The organism is Levilactobacillus namurensis (assembly GCF_032197885.1).
Lineage (GTDB): Bacteria > Bacillota > Bacilli > Lactobacillales > Lactobacillaceae > Levilactobacillus > Levilactobacillus namurensis_A.
On record NZ_CP134159.1, the window covers coordinates 1435668 to 1460904 of the forward strand.

Below are 25237 nucleotides of genomic sequence, written 5' to 3' on the forward strand. Positions count from 1 at the left end.
CTCTTATTTCAAATTCGCTAAATCTAAGGCGTGCTGCGTCAGCGCCGCTTGGTCATTCGGCAGTTGCCCCGTCACGACCTGATATTCTAGTTGTTTTAGCAGATCGCCCAACTGGGGACCGGGTTGAATTCCGGCCTGCATGAGGTCCCGTCCCGTCGCGGCCAATTGTTTCTTGGTCTTTAAGGGCAACGCTTGCCAAGCAGCCAGCAGGTCCGTTCGCCGGTCAGGCGCACCCAGAATCACCGCCACGGCATTGGCGACGGGCAGGAGCTCCGAACCACACTGATACAATTGCCAAGCCGAAAGCTCACCGGCTTGGAGTGCGTTAGCCGCCGCCGTAGCTGTCTGAACCGCGGCAATCGTCTGGTTAGAGGTCTTCCATTGCTTGAGGAACGGGCCAATCGCCGCTGGGACCAGCCCAAACGCACAGGCCAAAAGGGTCCAAGCCGTGGTCTCGTCAGCGACTCCCTGGGTCAACGACGTCGTTAACCGGGTCAAGGCAGGCTCCTGGTCCGCAAACTCAGGGCAGTACCGCCAAAGGTTCGTCGCCATGAACGGCTTTAACCCCCGTTGCGGCGTGGCCCCCTCTAAGAGCTTTAAGAGCTCGACTTGGGTCCGTTCCACTGCGATCTTAGTCAAGAGTTCCGCGTGCGCCGTAATCGCGGCTTCCGTTTCCGGCACAATGGTAAAGTCTAATTGACTGGCGAACCGCACCGCCCGCATCATCCGCAACGCATCCTCGTGGAACCGCTCCTGGGGATCTCCCACGGCACGAATCTGCCGTTGTTGTAAGTCTTGCAGACCGTTAAAGAGGTCAATGACCTCCCCATTCTCCCGCATTGCTAAGGCGTTGATGGTAAAGTCACGGCGCTTAAGGTCTTCCGCCAACGAGCGTACAAAGGTGACCTGATCCGGCCGCCGAAAGTCGGTATAGGTGGATTCAGAGCGAAAGGTCGTAGTCTCATAACCGGTCCCGTGGTCTAAAATCATCACGGTGCCGTGCTCGATTCCGGTATCAACCGTTCGCTTAAACAGGTGCTTGATTTCGTCCGGATAGGCGCTAGTTGCGATATCGACATCATGGATGGGTTTACCCAAGATGGTGTCCCGCACACTACCACCGACGAAATAGGCCTCGTAACCGGCCCGTTCGATGGTCTGCAGGACCGGTCGCGCCAATTCAAACTCTTGTGGTAAATGTTCTAGCTTCAAAATCTTCGTTCCCTTCTACCCAAACTTTTAAAAACATTCCTTGTCCAGTTTACCAGATTCACCGGTAGAATTGAATTTAAAGCGCCAGTTTCCCCGCGACTAAGGCTCCTGCAACCCCTCAAGTTATGCTATGATGAGAATGGAATGTATTTCGGGATTCTTTATTTTTTGGTTGACCGGTCTGACTGCTTTAATGGTTGTGCCCATCAACAATCTCATTCAAATAGGAGGAGATGGCATGAGTCCAGTACAAGATGAATCTGTAAAACTCATCGACTTCATCATGATTGGCATCGGTTGCGCCACCATGGCGTTTAGTTTGGTGGTCTTTAACATCGCTAATCACCTGGCAGATGGCGGCATTTCCGGGATTACTTTGATCTTTCGGGCCCTATTTCACATTGACCCCGCCCTCAGTACGATCCTGATCAACGCCCCACTATTACTGATTGGTTGGCGCTACTTAGGCAAGCAATCTTTGATTTATACGATTTACGGGACCATCATGCTGTCCCTGTTCTTATGGATCTGGCAACGGGTGCCCATTCAAATCGACCTACATGGTGACCTCTTGCTCGCTTCTCTGGCAGCCGGGGTAACTGGGGGCAGTGGCTCAGGTTTGTTGTACCGCTACGGCGGCACCACCGGGGGAACGGATATCGTCGCCCGGATCATGGAACGGTTCCGGGGCGTCCCCATGGGGCAAACGCTACTCTGGTTGGACGTCGTGATTCTATTGATTTCACTGGTCTACATCGACGTTCGCCATATGGCTTATACCTTGATCTATTCTTACATCTTTGCCCGAATCGTTAACTTTATGCAGGCTGGGGCTTACGCCGCTAGAGGTCTAATTATCGTGTCGAATCAGTATCAAGCCATTACCAACGACATCATGGACCAATTGGAGCGGGGCGTCAGCTTGATTTCTGGCGAAGGTGGCTACTCGCACCACCCCCGGAAGATGATTTACGTGGTGGTTTCCCCTCACGAACTGCACCAAGTTCGTCAAATCATTAATCGGCACGACCCCCACGCGTTCGTTTCCGTGATTAGCGTGACCGAAGCCGCGGGTGAAGGCTTCTCCTTCGAGATTCCGCAACGGGGCTTACGACGGTTTATTCACCGTTGAATTTGCTAGTGACTGGCAGCCGCGGGTTTTGCGGCTGCTTTTTTTAGATTATTTATAAGTTAAAGTAATTTTTCTATGTTCCAAACCTAAAAAAACGACCCGCATTGGGCCGCATTTTAACCTTAATCCTGATAGCTATCCAGCATCAACGCCATTTCTTGGTCATCGGGAACCACCTTCAAGTAAGCCTTTAACAGGTCGACCACTTGCTTTTGAGCGCCCTCTTCTCGGTAGAAGTAGATAGCGGGCTTCAAGAAGTCAGCCTGATCCATGAAGTATGGCGCCGCTGCGTCGTAATATTGGCGCGCCTTGGCGAAGTCTTCCTGATGTTCCGCCGTCACCGCGAGATTCCAGTAAAGCTGGGGATCCGTATTGTCCTCTTGCAGGTACGGGACGACTAAGGCCGTATTCTCGTCCCACCGTTCCTGCTTCACGTAGAGGTTACTCAACTGGATGACCGCACTTAGATCATCGTGGTCAAGGTCGTGCCCCTTCTTCAGGTACTTCTCGGTTAACGCCTCATCGTCTAATCGAGTGGCCACGTGGGCCGCTTGCAGCCACAGCTTCTCGTTATACTGATCAACACCCAAGCCTTCCTGTAACGCCGTTAGAGCCTCCGCTAGCCGGTTCTCCTGTTCCAGTGCCTGCCCTAGATACGGGTAGAGGGACGTGTAGTGAGCATCGGTATCCTTCAGCTCGTTAAACAACCGAATGGCGGCCGGCCGGTCCTTTAGTTGCAGGTAGGTGAAGGCCGTTTCGAATTTAACGTCTGGGGTCATGTCCCCGGAATGGATCTGCTTCAAGTAACCGATGGCCTGCTCAAAGCGCCCAGCGTTGGCGTAAGCCACCCCTAGCCGTTCTACCAAGTTGACCTTGGACAGCTCCGTAGTCCCAGCCGTAATTAGGTCTAAATACAGCGGGATTGCCTTTCGGAATTCCCGCATCGTGAAATACAGTTCCGCTAACGCAAACGTGATCACCGGTTCATCCGGTGCCACCTTTTTGGCCGTTAACAGTTTCTGCTCGCTCACTTCGAACAATTCCTGGGTCTGGTAGAGGTCCGCCGCGACCATCAAGGCTTCGACGTAAGCGGGCGAATCCAGCTTGACCTGGTTCAGGTAGTCTAAGGCCTGGTCGTCCTTGTCTTCATCGATGGCAATGTCGGCTAGGTTCGTCCGCAGCTCATCTTCTTCCGGATACTTCGCCAACAACTTCTCATAGATTCGTCGGGACTGATTCAAGAACCCCAACGAATACAGCTCTTCCGCCAAGCTGAAGAGCGTATCGTCATCGTCGTGCCGTAAAGCCAACGCGTACTGTTTCTTGAAGTCCGCTAATTGGCCCTTCTCCAGCTGATCTAATGCCGTTTGTGCGTAACTCATTGACTAACCCGCCTCCTAAGTTCATTAACCATTCAGATAGATTTTAAGGTAATAAAAAACCAGTCCGGTGACAACCGTCCTGGCCCTTTACCTATTAAATAGTTGTGATCAATTATTTAACAGCATCCTTTAAGGCTTTACCTGGCTTAAATGCAGGTACTTTGCTTGCAGGAATTTGGATTTCTTGTCCAGTTTGTGGGTTACGGCCCTTACGAGCTGCGCGTTCACGAACTTCAAAGTTACCAAAGCCGATCAATTGAACCTTTTCGCCTTTAGCCAACGTTGCTTGGACAGAATCGAAGACTGCATCAACTGCAGCCGTTGCGTCCTTTTTAGTTAAGCCAGTTGCAGTTGCAACATCGCTAACCAATTGTGCTTTGTTTGCCATTTTGAATTCACCTCCTGAACAGAAGATTAGATGATGACCATCTAGTGATCATTTTTGAGTGGTCCAAAAATGATGAAACAACTGCGGCGAAACCGCATCATTTCTTTATCAAAGATAGCACAGGAAGCCTTATATGACAAGGGATAACGCGATTTTTTAGTGATTTTCGGTGAATATCTTGGGATTTCCTTAAGATTCTCCCAGAATCGGGAAAAACACTGATTTCACGGGCTTAGGAACTACTTCCGCGCGCGTTCGATCAGATGCAGGGGCGTCCCCTCAAAATCGAAGTGTTCGCGAATCTGATTCTCCAAGAAACGCTCATACGAGAAGTGCATCATCTTCGGATCATTCACAAAGACCACGAAAGTTGGCGGCGCCACAGCCACTTGCGTCGCGTAGTAGACCCGCAGCCGCTTCCCGTTATCGGAAGGCGTCGGATTCAGCGCAATCGCGTCCATGATCACGTCGTTCAACGTTGCAGATTGGACCCGTTGGTTGTGGTTCTTCGATACGCGCTTGATCAAAGCCGGTAATTGGTCCAGTCGTTGACCCGTCTTGGCCGAAACGAACAGGATCGGCGCGTAACTCAGATACTGGAACTCCGCCCGAATCAGGTTCTGGAAGTCGGTCAGCGTATGGTTATCCTTCTTCAGGGTATCCCACTTGTTGACCAAAATAATGACGCCCCGCCCAGCTTCATGCGCATAACCAGCGACCCGCTTATCTTGTTCCCGGATGCCCTCTTCAGCGTTCATGACCATCAAGACCACGTCAGAGTCATCGATAGCCCGCATGGCCCGCATCACACTATAACGTTCCGTGTTTTCGTAGACCTTGCCACGCTTCCGAATCCCCGCCGTGTCGACCATAGTGAAGTGGGTCCCGTCCGCCGTAAACTTGGTATCCACAGCATCTCGGGTCGTCCCCGCAATATTGGAGACGATGACCCGGTCTTCCCCCAACATGGCATTGACCAATGAGGACTTCCCAACGTTGGGACGCCCAATCAGGCTGAAGCGAATCGAATCATCCTGAGGCGTTCCCGCTTCATCCGGAAATTCCTTAATGACGGCGTCTAATAAGTCCCCTAGGCCCAATCCATGGACCCCGGAAACGGGATACGGATCACCGAAGCCTAAGGCGTAGAAATCGTAGACCGTTTCCCGCACCTCAGGATTATCCGCTTTGTTTACGGCTAACACGACCGGCTTCTTAGAACGGTACAAGATCTTAGCGACCTTTTCGTCCGCGTCCGTGATGCCTTCAGGCGCGCTCACGATAAAGACGATCACGTCGGCTTCATCAATGGCGATCTCCGCTTGTTGGGTAATCTGACTGAGGAACGGTTCGTCCCCCATATCGATTCCCCCAGTATCAATCATTCGGAATTCCGTCCCCAACCACTCCGCGGGCGCGTAAATCCGATCACGCGTAACCCCCGGTGTGTCTTCAACGATGGAAATGCGTTCACCGGCAATGCGGTTGAACAAGGTCGATTTTCCGACGTTGGGACGCCCAACAATGGCGACTACAGGATATGCCATCACAAATTCCTCCTTTAGTTGTGACATTTATTCGATCGATTAAAATGATAAGAAAAAGAGGTCTAGAACGCAACCCAACAAAGTTCCGCTCTAGACCCCTTTAATCCGACTTAATTAGTCGTTGTTGTTTTCCTGGTTTTCGATATCCTTCTTCAGGCTGTCCCCAATCAGGTCACCTAAAGAGAAGCCGGTGCTTTCTTCTGGGGCGTTAGCCGTAGAAGTTTCAGCAGCGTTCCGGCTGTTCCGCCGAGAACGGTTGGCACCACCATTGTTCCGACGAGGACGGCTTTCAGCACGGTTGCTGTTACCATTTTCTTCGTCAGAGGATTGTGGCTTTTCTTCCAGAGCCTTGATGGACAATGCCAAACGGTGATCGTCTGGACGAACATCTAAGACCTTAACCTTGATTTCTTGACCAACCTTCAAGACGTCAGCTGGCGTCGCGATGTGTTGGTGAGAAATTTGGGAAATGTGAACTAAGCCTTCAACACCAGGGAAGACTTCCACGAAAGCCCCAAAGCTGGTCAACCGCTTAACGGTCCCATCTAAGACGCTACCTTGTGGTGCCTTTTCTTCGATACCATCCCATGGTTCAGGCAAAGTTTGCTTGATGGACAGGGAAATCCGGTTACGTTCTGGATCAACGGATAAGACCTTAACCTTAACGTCTTGGCCCACCTTCAGTACGTCACTAGGCTTTTCAACCCGTTCGTAAGCAATTTCAGAAACGTGAACTAAACCATCCACGCCACCAAGATCAACGAAGGCACCGAAGTTCGTCAAACGTGCAACCTTACCTTCAACCGTGTCACCGGCTTGCAGCTTGGACATGATTTCTTCACGTTGAGCAGCGCGTTCTTTTTCAACGATTGCCCGGTGAGATAAGATCAAACGGTTTTCGCTTGGTTCAATTTCAACGATCTTGAATTCCAAGGTTTGACCCTTGAATTGCGAAAGGTCTTCAACGAAGTGGTCTGAAACCATAGATGCCGGAACAAAGCCCCGGACACCAGCATCAACCACTAAACCACCCTTAACCACTTGGGTAACAGGGGCCGTTAACGTGTGACCAGCTTCGAATTCTTTTTGAATGTCGTCCCAAACCTTACGGGCTTCCAAACGACGTTGTGAGAGCAAGTAACTCCCACCTTCTTTATCGTTACCGATACGTGAGATTACGACGAGGTCCAAGACGTCCCCGACTTTAATTACTGATTTAATATCATCGACTGGCTTCGTGGAAAGTTCCTTCTTGGGAACAACCCCTTCAATACCAATTTCACCGATACCAACAATTGCTTGTTGATCGTCATCGATGGCTAAGATTTCACCCTTAACGACATCGCCGACCTTAACGTTGTCCACGTTGTTCAACGCGTTCAGCAAATCGTTGTTATCATTGTTTTGACTCGTGCCATTTTCACTCATGCGAATATTTCCTCCTTGCGACAACTCTAAACACCATTTTATCTGATTATAGCGATAAAAGCTAGTAAAATGCCTATTTCTGTTGCAATTCTTTTTCATGAATGATTTCAGCAATCCGATCAGCCACTTGCTCAATCGATAACGAAGTGGTATCTAAGCGGATTGCATCGGCCGCTTGGGTCAATGGTGACACTTTCCGGGTGGAATCCTTCCGATCCCGCTCTTCAATCTCATGCTTTAACGTTGCTAACGGCGTTGTGATGCCCTTTGCCGCATTATCCTTCAACCGCCGTTGGGCCCGTTCATCCACACTGGCGACCAAGAAGATTTTCACTTCCGCTTGGGGAAGCACCGTGGAGCCAATATCGCGGCCATCCATCACAATCCCACCCGCATCAGCAATTTGTCGCTGACGCGCCGTTAATTCTTGCCGGATAGCCGGTAACGCAGAAACCTGGGAGACCGAGTTGGTCACATCGGGTTGCCGAATCGCTAACGTGACCTCAGTGTCATCCACAAACACCTTTTGAACGGGAGTCCCCGGCTCAAACCGAATCGTCATGTGATCCAGTAGGTCCTTGACCGTTGCTTCGTCACCTAAATCTGCGCCCGCTTGCAACGCCTTCCAAGTAATTGCCCGGTACATTGCCCCGGTGTCGCAATAAATGTAGTTGAAGCGTTGCGCAACAATCTTAGCGACCGTACTTTTCCCAGCTGAAGCGGGGCCGTCAATGGCGACCTGTAATCCTGGCTTATCCATCTTATATCAAACTCCTTATTTCGATTTATCTAAAAACTTTACCGTACCCGCAGACGCTGGCCGGGGTGAACGGTTGCCCCGGAAGACAGGCCATTCAGCTCTTCTAACTTCTGCACAGAAATACCAGCGTTCGTCGCCACCCGATAAATCCCTTGTCCGGATTCAACCGTGGCGTACTTAGAACCGCTGGCACTCGTGCTACTACTGGTACTTGATGAGGATGCTTGGTGACTCGATTGGCTAGTGGTGCTCGAAGTGCTCGTCGCGGTAGAACTGCTAGCGGCCGCTTCAGTTGAACTGGCCGTGGTTGCCGCCGTAGACGACTGACGCTTTTTCTTAGACGTCGTTTGGGCTTGCTTAGTCGTCTTCGACGACTGCTTCGAACTCGCCTTAGATTTAGGCTTCGCCTTCGAGGAATTCGAGGAGCTGGCAGCGACCTTCTCCGTATTCTGTGGCCGGTTGACCGAACTCTGCCGAGCTAAGCCATAGACCAGCGAGGCGGCTGCAATCACCACAATGATGGCGACTAAAATGATCGTAATCATTGTATTACTATGATTCTGACGCCGCATTTTGGTTCGGGACAAGTTCCCTTGATCGTCACGATCATCGGCAAATGATTGCTCCCATGGTCGCGACGTTTCTTCCTTTGTATGCTCGTCACGCTTCTGACTCATCATCCTAACCTCCCTGAAAAACTTTCAACGGTAATTGTAGCACAACCAATCCTGATAGCATAGCAATAATTGTTTAAAATGCCGGTATGACGGCATTCTTCAAAAAGTCTTTACCTCTGGCCGACACACGACCATCCCCCGAGATGGCTAGAGCCTATCAGCTGCTAATTGCATTAAATCCAGACAATGGGTTCAATCTAACCGGTCCGGCGCCTTGCTTCACCCCTCCGGTATCGCTGGGGCCGCCGTCAACAACCCTGCTAGCTGAGCCCGCCAATCACTGTTGGGGGCCGCCACTGCTTCGGCCGGTGTCCGCCGTAAGCCTAGTGCCGTGATATCCAAGTCTTGGCTTCCTGGCGCACAACACGTCTTGGCCTGGTGGTCCGGAGCGGTCTGGTCGAACGCCGTCAGCCAGTTTTGTCGTAGACACGTTGGCTCACGCACATAAGCCACCATCCGGTCTAGAGCCGCCCGCCGCTCACGTTCACGTCGCTCAAATAAGGCGTGAACGGCCGGTTCGGAGATCCCGTGGTCGCGGTAAAAGGTCAACAGCCGAATCCCCGGTTCTTCTAGGCTAAAGTGCTGGGGGGTCGCATAAAAGCGCCGAATCGTCACATCATCCGGTCGGTTAGTCTCGTTCAACGCCTGGGGCAACCGCTCATCCCCCGGCGCATAGAGCAGAATCGCCACACTGGTCTGACCATCTCGCCCCGCACGGCCCATCTCCTGAACGTAGCTCCCCAGGTCGGCCGGCAGGTGGTAGTGAATCACAAAGCGGATATCGTTCTTGTCGATGCCCATGCCAAAGGCACTGGTCGCACAGATTACCGCCAAATCATCCTGCATAAACTGCTGTTGAATCTTGAACCGGTCTTCACTGGACAATCCCGCATGATAGGCTGCGACCGCTAAGCCCGTCTGCTCTTGTAACCAGCTAGCCGTATCCGTCGCCTGCTGTTTACTGGAAAAATAAACCACACCGGGCGTCTGAAGCTGGCTGACCAGCCCCAAGAGCCGCTCACGCTTCTCCGTCTCATTAGCCACGGTCTCCACGTCCAAAAAAACGTTGGGCCGGTCGATGGGTTCCGCGACCACCGTGGGCGTCACTCGCATTTGCTTCGCAATTTCGATGCGCGTGGTGTGGTCAGCCGTTGCCGTCAAAAGAAGCGTCAGGGGCCGCCCCAATCGTTCACGAATTGCGCCCAACAAGAGGTATTCCGGCCGAAAGTCCGGCCCCCACTGCACGATACAGTGCGCCTCATCGACCACTAAGAGGCTTAAGGAAATCTGCTGAATCCGGCTCAACACGGCCGGTTGCGCCAACATTTCTGGTGAGAGAAAGAGGAAGCGGTACTGGTCAAGCTGGGCTAAAATCTCCTGGCGTTCCGTAAAACTGGTCAACGACGTCACGGCCGCTACCTGACGAAACCCCGCGACGCGCATCCGGTCCACCTGGTCGTTCATCAAGGCCAATAAGGGGGAAACCACCAGGACGCAACCCGGGTGACGGTACCCGTATAATTGGTAAATCAAGGTCTTGCCCGCGCCCGTCGGCAGGACGGCTAGCGTATCTTTTTGGTCTTCTAGTGCCGTGAGCGCCGCTTGCTGGCCCGCACGAAAGGTCGTATAACCAAAGACGCGTTCTAGACTAGCCGTTAGACTTTCCATGAGAATCCCCCCGTTTATCTTGCCAAATTGCCAACAGTCGAAACGTAAAAAAGTCAATTTTGGCTTGTACCGCCGGCGCCAAGTCCGTATACGTCCACTCGTCGATGGCCGCCGGCAACGCCGCCAATAGGGTCCGTTGCGTGGTCGCCGGTAACAACCGTTCGTACGGAAAGGCCGTCTCGGGCAACATAATCGCTGCCTCTAAGAGGTGTTCTCTGACCGTACTGGGCTTGATCCGCCGTTGCCGGGCAATCTGGTCCAACGTCCCCCCTGCCTGAACGGCAGCCAAAGTCGCCTGAGCGCTTTTCGTCACGGGAACCGTCCACAGCGGTCCCAGCAATCCCGCCAGAGGATCAGTAGCGACCTGGGCCGCTTGGGCGATCGTCACGACCGCTTCGATATGCATTAAATAGACCTGCCAAGCCGTCGTCTGCCACCGCACGGCCAACTGCTGGTTGGTCAACCCTGGCTGCTGATAGCCGGTGAACCCCGCCACCGTCACCGTTGCGACCCGCTCCGGCAATCGCGCCAAACTCCGGGTCAAAGTCGTCTGTAACGCCGTCCCCAACTGCCGACGGTCACTTTGGTAGAACCACCGCCGAACCAACTGCCGGGTCGCGAGGTCCGTGGCTAAGGGATAATACCGCTTGGTCCGGTGCTGATACTCCGAGACGACCTGAACACCTAGTAACAGGCGCTTTCGGGCGGCATTAATGTCTAGTTGGGGCCAGAGTACGGCGGTCTGCGGGACGAACGGTTGGGCCGCGTGCTGCGCCGCAACGCCCGCTGGAGTCAATCGCAACTGCGGTTGTTCTTCTGCCTCCCAAGTGGCTAATTGGCGATCCACCAATGTTTGGGCCGGGCCATCTAAACCGCCCCGCGTCAAGGCTTTGCCAAGGTCCAAGAGGTACAGTAGCCGGTAGCGCTGCCCCCAAAAAAGCGTCGACACAGTCCGCCGTCCCCGCAGAAGATTCTCAATGACGCGTAGACGCCGAGCCTGCTGGGAACTAAGTAGCTGTAACAAATCATCCGCCTCCAACGCGTCCACCTCCTTTTATCCATGAAACCAGTTTACCATACTCAAAAAGGGCCGACGCGACCGTCGACCCCGAACAAACAAATTTAAAATTGAATCTTTAATGTTGCGCGTGCTTAGCCAACCAAGGCTGCATCCGCCGGTGGAGTAGAATAAATAGGATGCCTAAGACGATACCCTTGATCAAGTTAAACGGAATGACCCCTAACAGAATCAACTGGTTCACGGGTAAGCCCAATGACATCCCCCAGACCTTCAGGTACAGGGGCGTAATCACACCCCAATTGGCCAGTGACAAGACCGCCGTGAGGCTTAAAGTCCCGGCCAGCACCGCCCACACTTGCCGCCGTAATTGGTTCGGGTGGGCGCGTAAGACCGCACTAATGGGCAACATGTAGGCCAAGTCCGCGATGAACGCGGTTAAAACCCCAATCAGATTCACGATGTCCATCCCGGTCGATACGAAGTACAGGAGCTCTTTAACTGCGGCAATCAGGATGGCGCCTCCGGGACCAAACACGCTCATCCCTAATAGGACCACCAAATCACTTAAATCCAACTTCATATAGGGCACAATGGGAATAATTGGTAATGAAATAAACATCAACACGTACGCGACGCCCGCAAACAGCGCCATCTCCACCATTGCCCGTACGCCCAATCCCTGTTGTTGACTCTCCATCAGCTGTTTCCTCCTTGCGGCCATCTTAGCGACGCAACCAAAAAAAGGTCTCGCCGCAGAAGGGCAAGACCTTGAAATTCACGTGATTATACGTAAAAACAACGTCCCATCTCCTGCATACCAGACTATACTGTCGGTCCCGGATTTACACCGGGTCAACCGCTCACGCGGGTCGCGGACTATTACCGCCGGTCGGGAATTGCACCCTGCCCTGAAGATGAACCATAGATTTAATTACGCTTATAATATACTAACTTTTTGTAAGATTGTCAACTAAAACTATTGAACCATGCCCGTCAAACGCTTCAACTCGGCCAATTCGCTTGGCTTCAGGTAACGTGAATCGCCCGCCTGTAAGCCCTTGAGAGTCAAGAATCCATACTCTTCTCGCTTTAGCTTCTCCACGGGACAACCCACGGCTGCCAACAGTTTCTTGACCTCATGGTTCTTCCCCTCATGTAAAACTAACTGCACAATGGCCGTATGTTTCTTCTGGTCGCTACTCAACAGCTTCAACTTCGCTGGGGCGTACGCCTCACCGTCGATGGTCATCCCCTGACGAATCTGCCGCATGGCATCGTTACTCGGAATCCCCGTGACTTTGGCCACGTAAGTCTTTTCGACCTCGTACTTAGGATGGGTCAACCGATTAGCCAGCTCCCCGTCATTGGTCAACAATAATAACCCGGAGGTATCATAGTCCAACCGACCCACGGGGTAAATCCGTTGTGAGACATTTTCGATCAGGTCCACGACCGTTTGCCGTCCCTTTTCATCATTGGCCGTTGAGACGACGCCCCGCGGCTTATACAGCATCACGTAAACGGGATCTTCATGGGTAATGGGCACATTATCCACGGAGACCTGGTCGTGCACGCCGACCTTGGTTCCTAGTTCCGTGACCACCGTTCCGTTGACCCGCACGTGACCGCTAGTAATCAACTTTTCGGACTGACGCCGTGACGCGACCCCGGCATGGGCTAAAACTTTTTGCAATCGTTCCATTAATTTTCATCTCCTGATTGGTTAAGGCTCTGGTTAAAAGCTTGTAAGAATAAGTCACCGTCAGGATGGTCCCCATCCGGATCGGGGGTCGCGGCAGCGGGTAACGGTGGTAAGTCCGTCAGCTGTTGCAGCCCAAAGTAGTCTAAGAAATAGGCACTGGTGCGGTAAAGCTTCGGCCGCCCCGGCTCATCCAGGCGACCGGCGTCTTCAATCAGACGCCGCAGAACTAATTTCTGCACGGTCGAGGCACTCTGGACGCCCCGAATCTCATCGATTTCGATTCGCGTGATCGGCTGCCGGTAAGCAATAATGGCCAAAACCTCTAAGGACGCCTGAGACAAGGTAGTACTTAACGGACTTTCAAAGTAACGCTTGATCAGGTCACTGGCGGCTTCCTTGGTCACGAGCCGATAAGTGGTCTCATTGACCATCAACTCCAGCGCGGAATCTGTATCCGCGGCATACTTTTGGGCCAACCGTTCTAAGGTGGCTAAGACTGCCGGCTTCAATAAGCCCGTGACCGTCGCTAGGTCCGCCACGGTCATTCCTTCATCGCCACTAACGAATAGTAGCCCCTCAATCTGTGCGAGTGGTGTCATGATCATCGTCTCCTTTAACAACTGCGTTCAACTGCAAGGGGACTAACCGACTCGCTTGGTGTAACGCGATTTGATGTCGCTTGGCTAATTCTAAAACGGCCAAAAAAGTCGTGACCACTTCCTCTAAGACCGGCGTCGGCCCGAACAAGTGATCAAAGGTCACAGGGTGCCGATTCAAACGGTGTAAGACCGTACGCATCTGATCTTTCACGGTAAAGCGCTCCGAGGCCACCCGCTGGGTCACGGGACGCGCCACCGATACCCGGTGGACCAACTTAAGCAACGCCGACTGCAAGTCTGCGACGGTCGTTCCCGGGGCCACGGTCAACGGCGTATCACTGGGCACCGCCATCGCGGAGCGGGTAAAGTGCTGCTGCCGTTCTTGGGCCCGGCGTTTCAGATCCTGGGCCGCTTGCTGGTACCGCTGATACTCTAGTAACTGGTTGACCAGCTCTTCTCGGGGGTCGCTATACGCTTCTTCGTCCGCCGCCGGGACCACCGTCTGTGGTTTCGGCAATAATAGTTTAGCTTTGATAGCCATCAGATTAGCAGCCATCACAAAATATTCGCCTGCCACGTCTAACCGTAACGTCTGCATCTGATGCAAATAATCCAGATACTGCGTGGTAATGGTGGCAATGCGAATATCATAAATATCCATTTCATTGGTTTTAATCAAGTGAAGCAATAGATCGAGCGGTCCCTCAAAATCACTGACTTGAATCAGCGGTTGACCGTCCATCGTGGTCTTGTCCATGTTGATACTCCCACTCTGCAATAATCTTGGCATTCGCCAACGTCCCCATCACCCGTTGTTGGGGAACCGTCGCGGCCAAGTCATCCAGCATGTTCTGGGCATTACGGGTGGTCTGCTTATCCGGCATCAACGTCAGTAAACGCACCACCACGTAGCGGCCCTGTTGCTCGGTGCCTAAGATGCCGGCAAAATCATCGCGGCGATCCTTCCACAAGTAAAGGGTCCGATCGTCGCTGGTCTGGTACCAGGTCAGCGCATGCTGGAGTCGGTCCCAATCCTTAAAGACGGGATCGAGGCTTAAGATCCCCATTGCAATTTTTTGATAATCGCTACGATACTTCAATAACATACTTGTCCTCCGTCTAAACGTCCACTCACTTTACCACACTTTAAAATCCGAAACAACTGGCGATCAGGCCCGGGGGTGATACCGGTCATACACCGCCGTCAAGCGTTTCTTAGAGATGTGGGTGTAGATCTGGGTCGTGGTAATATCCGCGTGTCCCAGTAGCTCCTGGACCACCCGCAGATCCGCCCCATTCTCCAAGATATGCGTCGCAAAGGAGTGGCGCAATGTATGGGGAGTCACGTCTTTTTGGATGTCCGCCAAGGCCACGTAGCGCTTGATCTTTTGCCAAATGGCCTGGCGGGTCAAGCCGCCACCATGGGCGTTCAAGAATAAGTAGGGACTGGTCCGCTGCTTCAATAGGACGGGCCGACTATGCTGCAAGTACTGCTGAATCCAATCGCTCGCCACATCACCAATCGGCACGATGCGCTCCTTGTCGCCCTTACCCAGGGTCTGAATCAATCCCATCTCCAGGTGCAAGTCGACCAGCTTCAAGTGGACCAGCTCACTGACCCGTAAGCCTGTCGCATACAAGACCTCCAACATGGCCCGGTCCCGGATACCGTATTTATCGGTCGTGTCGGGCGCCGCTAACAGGCGATCGACTTCCGCGACCGTCAATACGGCTGGTAAATGTTCGGCGTGCTTGGGCGCCGCCACGTTCGCCATGGGATTAGTGGTCGTTTGGTGGGTCTGCACCAGATACCGGTAAAACTTACGGAGCGCGGAGACCGCATGAATCACCGAATTACGCGCCTTGCCTTGACTGGTCAACGCCGCCAAATAATTCATCACGGTGACCCGGTCGACCTGTAAGAAGTCGCCCACTCCCTGCGTCTGCAGGTAGTCACCGAACTCCCGGACTTCCTGGGTGTAGCTGCTGACAGAATTGGCGGCCAGCCCCTGTTCAACGGTCAAATAGTGGCCAAAATCGGCCGTCATCATCGCTAACGTGGTCATCAACGTCCCTCCTCAGCAGTTCTAACCCTTAGTCGGTCGTATCCGGCGTGGTATCGGTCGTTGATTCTTCGGGTTGAACCAGCCAGAGTTCCCCATCGTGTTGGCTAATCCACCGTGCCTTTAACAGGTGGCCCACCGCGCGCTTAAATTGTCCCTTGCTGATTCCAAAGTACGCTTTAATGGCTGCTGGTGAACTCTTATCACTAAACTCGAGATGCCCCGCTTGGGAGTGCTCGAGCGCCGCTAATAGCATCGCTGAATCATCATCGATGGCTTCGTAAGCCCGTGGTTTCAGTGATAAATTAAGGGTCCCGTCGTCATGTACCCCGATGACCCGAGCGTGCAGTTCTTCCCCTAAACGCGGTTCACGTTCGCGTTCGCTAGGGTGAATGAACCCCAATTCAAAGTGATCCGTCATGACCCGAGTACCGACTAACTTCAACTGGTAAGCGGTCGCCGTCACGTTAGCGTTTTGCATGCTTGCCTTAGCCGGCTGGGCAATCGCTTGGTAAATGTCCGTATCCGCTAAGACACCCCATAACCGGTGCTTAGCGTCTTCTCGCAAGGCGATCAAGAGCCGGTCCCCCTGTTGCGGCCACAGTTCCATCATGTCTGGCAAGTCGTCTAATGAGACCACGATGTCCTTATCGGGTAAGCCGATGTTCACGAAGACCCCTAACTGCCGCTGGGTCCGGACGACCGTCCCCCAACCGTAGTGGTCAACCTGGGCATCCGGCGCGTTCCGGGTCATCGCCATCTGGTGATCTTCATTCTCGTAAGCAAAGCCGCGAAAAGTGGCGCCAGCACGCAAGGGTTTCTTGATTTCACTCTTCGCTAACCGAAAAGTGGTCCCCGCAACCTGCACAAAGTAATCCGTTTCGTTCTGGTCCGTCACGTTACCCGCAACGATTCGTCCTAATAAATTTTCCATAATTTCCTCGTTTCTACCGAGCGTTCTCGGTGATCCGTTCAAAAGCCTTACCTTGTATTTTACACGGAAATGGCAGAACTAGCGAGAGATTCCCCGATAAAATCCCGACGAATCATTCGCGTAACCGCCACCAATCGCCGGCTGCCCCACCGCTTCATGATTTGACCCGTTAAAGAACGTGGGCCCCAAGGTGGTTCATGCTGGCTGATTACTTGAGAGCCCACGTTTCAGTGCCAAATTGTCAAAAGTAGAGTCTGAGCATGTCGTCTCCGAAAAGCAAAAAGGGTTCGAGACAGACGTCTCGAACCCTTCCATTAGATTTCAGTTAAGCTTAAAGTGCGTTAGAAGCACCGTGGTAAACGATCCCACGACGAGAGTCAACGGTGATCAATTCACCATCAGAGATCTTGTCACTGGCACCAGCGGCACCAACGATGACAGGAATCCCCATGGAGATACCGACAACAGCGGCATGAGAAGTCAACCCACCGTTTTCAACGATAACGGCACTGGACTTTTCAATGGCTGGCAAGTAGTCCTTGTCAGTGTTCTTGGCAATCAGGATACTACCTTCAGTCACCTTAGCGTTGGCATCAGCAGCGGTGTTCGCGATAACGGCTTTACCGATAACCGTGTCATCACCGACACCTTGACCTTGAACTAACTTAGAACCAATTAATTGGATCTTCATCAAGTTCGTAGTCCCACGTTCGCCGACAGGAACACCGGCAGTGATCAGGATTAAGTCGCCTTCCTTAGCCAAGCCGGTTTCAACAGCCTTAGCAGCTGCTAAATCGAACATTGCATCAGTGTTAGAAGGCTTTTCCGTAACGATTGGGTAAACACCCCAGTTGACCATCAACCCACGACGGGTCCGGTCATCAAACGTAACGGCTAAGATGTTGGCATTTGGACGGTACTTGGAGATCATCCGCGCCGTGTAGCCGGATTCCGTAGCAGCCACGATGGTCTTAACCCCTAATTGGTTAGCGACCCGGGCAACGGAAGCACCGATAGATTCCGTAACGTCACCGTTATCGAAGTCTAAGTTGTCCCGACCAAAGTCCTTCAAAGCATTTTCAGCCTTGATGTCGATCCGGTTCATCGTCGTAACGGCTTCAACAGGGTATTCACCGTTAGCACTTTCACCAGAAAGCATGGTTGCGTCCGTACCATCAAAGACGGCGTTGGCAACGTCAGAAGCTTCGGCACGCGTAGGACGTGGGTTTTCTTGCATGGAGTCCAACATTTGGGTCGCCGTGATCACTGGCTTACCTAAGGCGTTGCACTTCTTGATCAAAGCCTTTTGAACCAAAGGCACGTTTTCCGTTGGAATTTCGACACCCATGTCACCACGAGCAACCATCAGACCATCGGAAACCTTGATGATGTCATCAAAGTTGTCGATACCTTCTTGGGATTCGATCTTAGGGAAGATTTGCACGTGTTCCATGTGCTTTTCTTCGAGGAGTTCACGAATATCCAAAACATCTTGTGGCTTCCGAACGAAGGAAGCGGCGATGAAGTTGATTTCGTGGTCCAGACCGAAGCGAATGTCATCGGAGTCCTTTTCAGTGATCCCAGGTAAGTTGATGGAAACGCCAGGAGCGTTAACACCCTTACGGGAACCTAAAACACCATCGTTTTGGGCAGTCACAACTAATTCCTTAGTTGCGTCATCCTTCTTGTCAACGACCGTGTCCAGCAGACCATCATCGAATAAGACGTGGCCGCCTTCGTGAACATCATCGTACAGGCCAGGGTAAGTAACCGCGATTTTTTCCTTGGTTCCTTCGATGGAAGCATCCATGGAGATCCGGAATTGATCACCGGTCGTGAAATTCAACTTACCACCTTGTTGAACGGTCGTCCGGATTTCGGCACCCTTCGTATCCAACATGATACCAACCGTCTTACCAGTAATCTTTTCCGCCTTGTGGACGTTTTCCAAACGGCCAAGGTGTTCTTCGTGATCACCATGTGAGAAGTTAAACCGGAAAATGTTAGCGCCGGCTTCAATCAACTTAACAATCGTATCGACGTCAGTACTTGCAGGACCAAGGGTACTTACGATCTTGGTTTTCTTCATTAGAAAAATCTCTCCTTTAGAATTGGCACGAACACAGCTTACCAAAAAATTCGGCAAACCAAAGTTTCGGCACAAATTTGATTCCAAAAGTATTTTAGCACTTTTAAAAATTTATGTCTGCTATGTTCGTCGAATTTCACTGAGTTTGTTTCTAAATTCTCAAAGTAAGCGTTTTCCGGCGACGTTTCCGTCTTTTCCGGGTTCCTTTTTTAATCATTTACTTATAATTAAGCGTCGTTTTTTTAAATTTTCGGGGCCACTTGATCCGCCGTGGGAATCGTGAAACCGAGTTCAGCGATATCCGCATCGAACGTCTTGACCGTGTCCACCGAAACCTGTAGCGCATCTTTACCAAACTTGGTCATCTTGGCCAGAATCTTGGGTGGCACCGTAATAATGTCACAGCCCATTCGATCAGCCTGAACGATGTTAAAGACTTCACGAGTGCTAGCCCAGAGGAGTTCCACCCCCGCCTTGGCGTGGCATAGCGTGGCTGCTTGCCGCATCAGCGGCAACGGATCGACACCCGTATCCGCGATACGGCCAGCAAAGACGGAAACAATGCCCCCGACTGCGGGATTCAAGGCGTCCACTGCCAATTGAACCTGTTCCAAGGTGGTAATGGCCGTCACGTTGACCTGAACCCCCGCTTGGGAGAGTTGAGAAATCACCGCCGTATTATCGGCCCCCGTTGCCCGAATGATGGGGACCTTGACCGCCACGTGCGACCCCAGGTTCGCCAAGACCAAGGCTTCCTTTAACATCTGGTCCGGTTGGTTCGCAAACACTTCAAAACTAATGGATTGGTCCGGAAAGGCCGCCACGGCCTCACGGGCAAAGGCTAGATAATCAGTAATCCCCGCGGCCTTCATTAAGCTGGGATTCGTGGTAAAGCCCTGGACGATCCCTTGAGCCGCAACCTGCTTCATCGCTGTAAGTTCTGCGCCATCTGAATAAACTTTAACGTTCAACTGCATTAAAAAAACCTCCAAAGTTCAATATCGTGTCATTGGTATATATCATACTAAAGCCGGTATTATAAGTCTAGAGGTTTTTTTAATTAAATTGGTCTATCCATTTTGTAAAACAACGTTGCCCCGGCCCATAAGCTGTTCCAACAAAGCCTGCAACGATGAATCGTCCGCCAACCACTGCCGTTGCGGCAGCACCCGCTTCTGGTCGGTCTGGGGTTGGTAAACGATGACCGGTACGGCTCCCGTATGGTGGGTCAAGAAGGTCGCCAGGGCTTGCGCCGTCTGGCGGTCATCGTGCTGGGCATCGACGCGAATGAACCATCGCGCTCCGGCCGGCAATTGCGTGGGCGCAGGCGCCATCTCCACCTGATCCGCCACGACCTGAAGCCCCCGCTCGCGCTCGACCTTACCGCGAATGACGACCACTTGATCCGTCGCTAACCACTCGGCCGCCCGCCGATAGGTGTTCGGAAAGACCGTGACCCGGACTTCTCCCGACTCATCACTGACCGTCAAGAAGGCCATAGGCTCGCCCCGCTTGGTCCGAATTGTCCGAATCGCCGTGATGTAGGCGACCAGCGTTACCCGGTTGACCGTAGCCAATTCACTGATGGGTTGGGCGTGACGCTTGGTCGCCAACTCACGGTACTGTTCTACCGGATGACCCGATAAGTAGGCGCCCAAGACGGCCTCTTCTTTAGTCAGCTTAGTCATCAAGTCCAGGTCTGGTCGCGCCTTCACTTTAGGGGCTAGCGCCGCGAACAATTCCACGTTATCTCCGGACAGCTCAACACTGCTCAAGAACTCCGGAATCGCCGCAATCAGCTCCGCCCGGTTATACCCGAAGTGGTCAAAGGCCCCCGCGTAGACCAAAGCATCCAGCAAGTCTTCCTTTCGGTATTTCGGCTCAATCCGTTCCAAAAACTGGTGTAGGTCATGGTACGGTCCCTGAGCATGCCGGTCCGCCAAGACGTCCCGCAAGAAGTCGCGTCGAACGCCCTTGATGGCGCTCAGGCCAAAGATGATGGCGTGGTGCTGCGTCAGGTTGAAGTAGGCCGTCGACTGGTTGATATCTGGTGGCAAAATGGTCACGCCGTGGCGCTTGGCCTCGGTGAGGTACAACTTGGTCTTGGTGGGCACGTTGATCACCGAATTCAGCAACGCCGCGTAAAACGGCCCCGGATAATGGGCTTTTAAATAGGCCAGTTGAAAGGCCAGCTTGCTATACGCGACCGCGTGTGACCGGTTGAACCCGTAATTGGCAAACCGGTCCATGTACGCAAAGACCTGCTCGGCCACGTCGCGGGGATAGCCCAGCCGTTGCGCGCCACTCACAAATTGCCGTTGCATGGCGTCCATCGTGGCCTTTTTCTTCTTACTCATTGCCCGCCGCAACAAATCGGCTTGGCCCAGCGTAAAGCCCCCCATGACGGAGGCCACCTGCATGACCTGCTCTTGATAGACCAGGATGCCGTACGTAGGCCCCAAAATGGGCTTCAGCGCCGCAGCTGGATAGGTTATCGGTTCTTGCCCCCGCTTGCGCTTCACAAACGTGTCAATGTTTTCCATTGGGCCGGGCCGGTACAACGCGTTGACGGCCGCGACCAATTCAAAGCTATCGGGTTGCAGTTGCCGCAAGACTCGCTTGATGCCGGCTGATTCAAACTGGAAGACCCCGTTAGTTTCCCCTTGGGCAAAAAGCTTCAGGGTCGCCGGGTCATTTAAGTCGATAGCGTTCACGTCCAGGGAATGGCCCGTCTGCCGCTTAACCAGCCGCAACGCGTTCGCTAGGATACTCAGATTCCGCAGCCCCAAGAAGTCCATCTTCAAGAGGCCGACCGCTTCAACGGTGTTCTTGGGGTACTGCGTCATCAGCAGCTCATCGCTTCCCGGTTGTAGGGGTACCAACTGCGTCAGGTCCCCCTGACTTAAGACGATGCCGGCCGCATGGGTCGAGTAATTACGGGGAAGCCCCTCTAATTCTTGGGCGGTGGTGAAGAGCAACCGGTTACGTTCACTATCCGCCACCAGGTTCCGTAAGCGTTGGGACTGTCGATAGGCTTCCGCCAAGGTCACGTGTAATTGGTTGGGAATCGCTGCGCTCCAGTCACTCATCTCATACGGGCTGACGCCTAAGACCCGCCCCACATCCCGTAGAGCGGCCTTAGCAGCCAGCGTTCCAAACGTAATGATCTGAGCGACCCGGGTATGCCCGTACTTATCATGCACGTAGTTGAGCACATCCCCGCGCCGATCATCCGGGATATCCAAGTCGATGTCGGGCATCTGCGCCCGCTCCTCGTTCAAGAACCGTTCAAATAAGAGGTGGTAGCGCAAAGGGTCGACCTCCGTGATGGCCAAAACATAGGCCACCAGGGAACCAGCCGCCGACCCCCGGCCCGGCCCCGTCTGAATATGGGCCCGGTGCGCGTAATTCATCACGTCCCAGACAATCAAAAAGTAATCATCGAACCCCATCCGGTGAATGACCCCCAGCTCCCGGTCTAACCGCTGTTGATAGTCTTGCGTCGGCGCATCTGGCAACTCACGTAACCGGCGCGCCAATCCTTGGGCACAGAGCTGTTGCAAATACGACTGTGAGGTCTGACCAGCTGGTGTCGGGTAGTGGGGAAGCTGCGGCTGCTGAAACTTCAGCGTGACCTGAGTTGCATCAGCTAACCGGCCCGTATTAGCGGCGGCTTGTTGCAGCAACGGGCTCGCAAACCGCTGCTCTTGATCCGCGGCCGGACGTAGCCAATGCTGACCCGCTTGCTGCTTGGCCGTTGCCGGATCATCAATGGTGGTTCCCGCCGCAATGGCCCGCAACACGGCCGTTGCAAAGTGGTCTTCCCGGTTCAGGTATGCCACGGGCTCCACGGCCACCAATGCAACCTGGGCCTGCCGACTAAGTTGGGCCAACTGGTCTTGGCGCTCGGGGGATAACGTCGGCGAAATTCCCAGCCAGACTTGATCCGTCCCCACCAGTTGCTGCAGTCGTTGTAGAACCTGGGCGGCCCCGGTCGTATCACCGGTTGCCAATAACTGATGCACCTCGCTATTCAGCGGCGCGACCACCATCACGTGCGTCAACTTAGCAGCCTGCTGTCCTAGATCCACGGGGCCTTGCCCCACCTGGGCGGCCGTCGAGAGTTGCATCAACTGTTGATACCCCGTAAAGTCGCGGGCAATGACCAGCCAGTCAAGATTGGTCGCCTGTTGCGCCACGATTCCTTGCGCCGTCAGCGTCAATCCCAGCAACGGTTTAATCCCGGACTGCTGGCAAGCGTTGTAGAAGGCAACCGCGCCGTACATGACATTTTTATCCGTCAGGGCCAGAGCGGTATACCCCCGTTGCTTGGCCGTCTGCACCAAAGCCTCAATGCGGTTAGGACTCTGTAATAAGCTGTAGGTACTCAGAACTTGTAGTGGTACGAACACACCGCTTCTCCCCTTTCTTATCCTGTCCATTATACCAGAAACCCCTAGAAAATCCGGAGAAACGAACGGACGTTCCAGCATCCCCCCACCGGTGTAGCCGGCCTTAAAATAAAACCGTGGTGATCGTCATCCGCCTTACCGGAACCTAATGTGCTATCAGGCCGCAGCACCTAATTCTATTATTGATGACTCTTATCACTTAAAAAAGACCTCATCCCCAGCAGGATAAGGTCACAGTGATTACTTGCGTAACGACGAGCGTTAGTTGTTTGTAGCCATGGTGTCAACCCATCAAATGTATGATGAGGCATACCACGGGCTCGAGGTCTAATAAGGGTTACGCCTTATCGTTTGGCTTTAACATCCCCCACGTTGATCCTTCCAATTTCAAACGTTAAAAACCATTGTTTTGGGACGCTCAATTTCCAGCCTCGTCAGGACCAACTGGTAAGACAGGTGATTATCACCGCCTGCCCCGTGACTAGACCAGGGTTGACTGCCTACCGGTAAAACCGAGTAAACGCCGCATCCAAGTCGCGATAGCCCGCCTGAACGGCATCGTCGATCCGGACGCCGTGGGTCTGGGTGCCCTGAATCCGGACAATGTCAAAGGTGTCAAAGCCCATGATCTCCGTAAACATCTTATCCAAATAGAGTCGGGAGAATTCCATGGGGGTGTAGCGGTCTTGGCGGGTATAGACACTCCCACTGGCCTGTAATAAGAGCACCCGGTAATCGTCGGTCATCAACCCCACCGACCCCGCTTCCGTGTACCGGAACGTCTCTCGAGCAACCAGGATATTGTCCAGGTAGTCCTTTAACCGCGCCGTGACGTTAAAGTTGTGCAACGGCGACACGATGACGATTCGGTGGTGGGCCTTGAATTGTGCTAATAGCTGGCGATTCACGGCGGCCGTGTGCTGCTCGTCCGGCGTCAACGTCACGTGTTGGGCCTGCTTGCGCCAGACACCCAAGAGTGCTGTCGTGGTCAGTTGCGGAATCTCGGTCCCGTATAGATTCAAAACATCGACGGTCTGTTCCGGGAAGGCCGTCTGATAGTGTTCTAGGAAGCGCTGGGCTAACTTGGCCGAATAGTGTTGATCATTTTGAAAATCTGGATGGGCGTTAATCAAAAGTGTGGTCATCTAAAAACTCCTTAGTGGTCTTGATTTGATATACTAAGCATAGCGTTGAATGGTGACAATCAATGACACCATTGAAAATCTTTTTAAGGAGTGGTTCCCATGACCCGTTCTGAACGGCTCAACCAAGAGCTAATCTTTCTCAGTAACCAAACCCAGTTTCATCTGGCCGACCTCATGACGAAGTTTCAGATTTCAAAACGCACCGCCTTACGGGACATTGCCGCCCTAGAACAACTCGGACTGGCCTTTTACGTCGATCCCGGTCGCTACGGCGGTTACCAACTGATCCACCGGCGACTCTGGATTCCCGTGACCTTTAACCTCCAAGAGGTCAACGCCTTGTTTTTCGCCATCAAAGCGCTCCGGCTCCTCGCCGTGACCCCCTTTGACCAGTCTTACCGGACCATCTACGACAAGCTCATGGCAACGTTGCCCCACCAGGAACAACAGACCGTCGACCGCCTCCAGCAAGTGGTCCACTACTACACCGTCACCAACCTGGACCGCCCCAACTTTCTCCCGGACTTACTCCCTGCCATCTTAAAGCCGCAAGTGGTCCATCTGACCTTGAACATTGCCCCCTACACCGGCGACTTTCAACTCTACGACCTCCTCTTTCGCCACGGCATCTGGTTCTTTAGCGGCTACCACTTGGCTGAACAGTCCTGGGGAATCTACCGCTGCGATGCCATCCAAGCCCTGACTCCCACGGACCGTGTCGCCCCATTTACCAGCAGCGACTTACCCCAGGCCTTTCAGCGGTACCAAGACGCCCATTACACGATTCCCTTCCGCTGTCAGCTGACCCCTCTCGGCCGAGAAGAAGTACAAAAGAACCGCTACCCCAATATGCACCTTGACCACCACGCCGACCAAGATTGGCTAACGGGCAAGTACGCGCCCAGCGAACAGGCCTACATGGTCCAATACCTCTTGGGTCTGGGTGCCCAGGTCAAAGTCATCGCCCCCGCCAGCTTACGCCAAGCCTACCTCACCGCCCTACACCAAATACTAGACCAATACAAAACGGGCCGTGTCGACCGTCCCTAAAGACGGCCTTCACGACCCAATTTCAGCA

At 53.2% G+C, this 25237-nt stretch carries 22 protein-coding genes and 1 riboswitch; of the genes, 2 read left to right on the plus strand and 20 right to left on the minus strand.

Features of this window, described 5'->3' with window-relative positions; translation table 11 throughout:
* Positions 1-3 precede the first annotated feature (3 nt).
* Positions 4-1212, minus strand: coding sequence for a CCA tRNA nucleotidyltransferase (locus RIN67_RS06905; protein WP_264998860.1), 1209 nt, complete (start codon positions 1210-1212; stop codon positions 4-6).
* Positions 1213-1450: 238 nt separating this feature from the next.
* Between RIN67_RS06905 and RIN67_RS06910 the strand changes: the two genes are divergently transcribed.
* Entirely contained in the window at positions 1451-2344 is an 894-nt protein-coding gene (locus tag RIN67_RS06910) for a YitT family protein (RefSeq protein WP_024746264.1), read from the plus strand.
* A gap of 122 nt (positions 2345-2466) precedes the next feature.
* On the opposite strand, the gene RIN67_RS06915 is transcribed toward RIN67_RS06910, so the two are convergent.
* The 19 genes from RIN67_RS06915 to RIN67_RS07005 all read right to left on the minus strand — a co-directional run bounded on the left by RIN67_RS06915 (position 2467) and on the right by RIN67_RS07005 (position 24159).
* Positions 2467-3726, minus strand: coding sequence for a tetratricopeptide repeat protein (locus RIN67_RS06915; RefSeq protein ID WP_264998861.1), 1260 nt, complete (start codon positions 3724-3726; stop codon positions 2467-2469).
* 112 nt (positions 3727-3838) lie between these two features.
* On the minus strand, positions 3839-4114 hold the full coding sequence (locus tag RIN67_RS06920) for an HU family DNA-binding protein (RefSeq protein ID WP_011667553.1): 276 nt from the start codon (positions 4112-4114) through the stop codon (positions 3839-3841).
* A gap of 239 nt (positions 4115-4353) precedes the next feature.
* Positions 4354-5661: a ribosome biogenesis GTPase Der gene (gene der / locus RIN67_RS06925; RefSeq protein WP_024746262.1), complete on the minus strand. Its 1308-nt coding sequence runs from the start codon at positions 5659-5661 to the stop codon at positions 4354-4356.
* Between the two features lie 114 nt (positions 5662-5775).
* Positions 5776-7089, minus strand: coding sequence for a 30S ribosomal protein S1 (gene rpsA / locus RIN67_RS06930; protein ID WP_264998862.1), 1314 nt, complete (start codon positions 7087-7089; stop codon positions 5776-5778).
* Between the two features lie 73 nt (positions 7090-7162).
* Positions 7163-7849, minus strand: coding sequence for a (d)CMP kinase (gene cmk / locus RIN67_RS06935; protein WP_024746260.1), 687 nt, complete (start codon positions 7847-7849; stop codon positions 7163-7165).
* A gap of 38 nt (positions 7850-7887) precedes the next feature.
* Complete coding sequence (locus RIN67_RS06940) at positions 7888-8526, minus strand: LysM peptidoglycan-binding domain-containing protein (RefSeq protein WP_264998863.1); 639 nt, start codon at positions 8524-8526, stop codon at positions 7888-7890.
* Positions 8527-8745: 219 nt separating this feature from the next.
* Positions 8746-10194 carry a RecQ family ATP-dependent DNA helicase gene (locus tag RIN67_RS06945; protein ID WP_264998864.1) on the minus strand — a complete coding sequence of 483 codons (1449 nt, stop codon included), beginning with the start codon at positions 10192-10194 and terminating at the stop codon, positions 8746-8748.
* Positions 10175-11233, minus strand: a complete 1059-nt coding sequence (locus RIN67_RS06950; RefSeq protein ID WP_264998865.1) for a helix-turn-helix domain-containing protein — start codon at positions 11231-11233, stop codon at positions 10175-10177. The genes RIN67_RS06945 and RIN67_RS06950 overlap by 20 nt, the downstream gene beginning before the upstream one ends.
* A 97-nt stretch (positions 11234-11330) precedes the next feature.
* Positions 11331-11912 carry an ECF transporter S component gene (locus RIN67_RS06955; RefSeq protein WP_264998866.1) on the minus strand — a complete coding sequence of 194 codons (582 nt, stop codon included), beginning with the start codon at positions 11910-11912 and terminating at the stop codon, positions 11331-11333.
* A 104-nt stretch (positions 11913-12016) separates the two neighbouring features.
* A riboswitch (FMN riboswitch) is annotated at positions 12017-12135 on the minus strand.
* Between the two features lie 56 nt (positions 12136-12191).
* Complete coding sequence (locus tag RIN67_RS06960; protein ID WP_056943405.1) at positions 12192-12917, minus strand: pseudouridine synthase; 726 nt, start codon at positions 12915-12917, stop codon at positions 12192-12194.
* The gene (scpB, locus tag RIN67_RS06965; RefSeq protein ID WP_056943404.1) at positions 12917-13516 is read right to left on the minus strand and encodes an SMC-Scp complex subunit ScpB; all 600 of its coding nucleotides are present in this window, start codon (positions 13514-13516) and stop codon (positions 12917-12919) included. Before scpB ends, RIN67_RS06960 begins: the two co-directional genes overlap by 1 nt.
* Entirely contained in the window at positions 13494-14306 is an 813-nt protein-coding gene (locus tag RIN67_RS06970) for a segregation and condensation protein A (protein ID WP_264998867.1), read from the minus strand. Before RIN67_RS06970 ends, scpB begins: the two co-directional genes overlap by 23 nt.
* Entirely contained in the window at positions 14227-14622 is a 396-nt protein-coding gene (locus RIN67_RS06975; RefSeq protein ID WP_107739883.1) for an N-acetyltransferase, read from the minus strand. Before RIN67_RS06975 ends, RIN67_RS06970 begins: the two co-directional genes overlap by 80 nt.
* A 63-nt stretch (positions 14623-14685) precedes the next feature.
* The gene (xerD, locus tag RIN67_RS06980; protein WP_264998868.1) at positions 14686-15582 is read right to left on the minus strand and encodes a site-specific tyrosine recombinase XerD; all 897 of its coding nucleotides are present in this window, start codon (positions 15580-15582) and stop codon (positions 14686-14688) included.
* Positions 15583-15610: 28 nt separating this feature from the next.
* Positions 15611-16513: a CvfB family protein gene (locus tag RIN67_RS06985; RefSeq protein ID WP_264998869.1), complete on the minus strand. Its 903-nt coding sequence runs from the start codon at positions 16511-16513 to the stop codon at positions 15611-15613.
* Positions 16514-16844: 331 nt separating this feature from the next.
* Positions 16845-18602, minus strand: a complete 1758-nt coding sequence (gene pyk, locus RIN67_RS06990) for a pyruvate kinase (RefSeq protein WP_056943400.1) — start codon at positions 18600-18602, stop codon at positions 16845-16847.
* Positions 18603-18844: 242 nt separating this feature from the next.
* Positions 18845-19579, minus strand: a complete 735-nt coding sequence (locus RIN67_RS06995; protein WP_264998870.1) for a transaldolase — start codon at positions 19577-19579, stop codon at positions 18845-18847.
* A 93-nt stretch (positions 19580-19672) separates the two neighbouring features.
* Positions 19673-23044, minus strand: coding sequence for a DNA polymerase III subunit alpha (gene dnaE / locus RIN67_RS07000; protein WP_313825961.1), 3372 nt, complete (start codon positions 23042-23044; stop codon positions 19673-19675).
* Between the two features lie 470 nt (positions 23045-23514).
* The gene (locus tag RIN67_RS07005; protein ID WP_313825960.1) at positions 23515-24159 is read right to left on the minus strand and encodes an FMN-dependent NADH-azoreductase; all 645 of its coding nucleotides are present in this window, start codon (positions 24157-24159) and stop codon (positions 23515-23517) included.
* 99 nt (positions 24160-24258) lie between these two features.
* On the opposite strand from RIN67_RS07005, the gene RIN67_RS07010 reads away from it, so the two are divergent.
* Positions 24259-25209, plus strand: a complete 951-nt coding sequence (locus tag RIN67_RS07010) for a helix-turn-helix transcriptional regulator (RefSeq protein WP_264998873.1) — start codon at positions 24259-24261, stop codon at positions 25207-25209.
* The last annotated feature ends 28 nt before the right edge of the window (positions 25210-25237 follow it).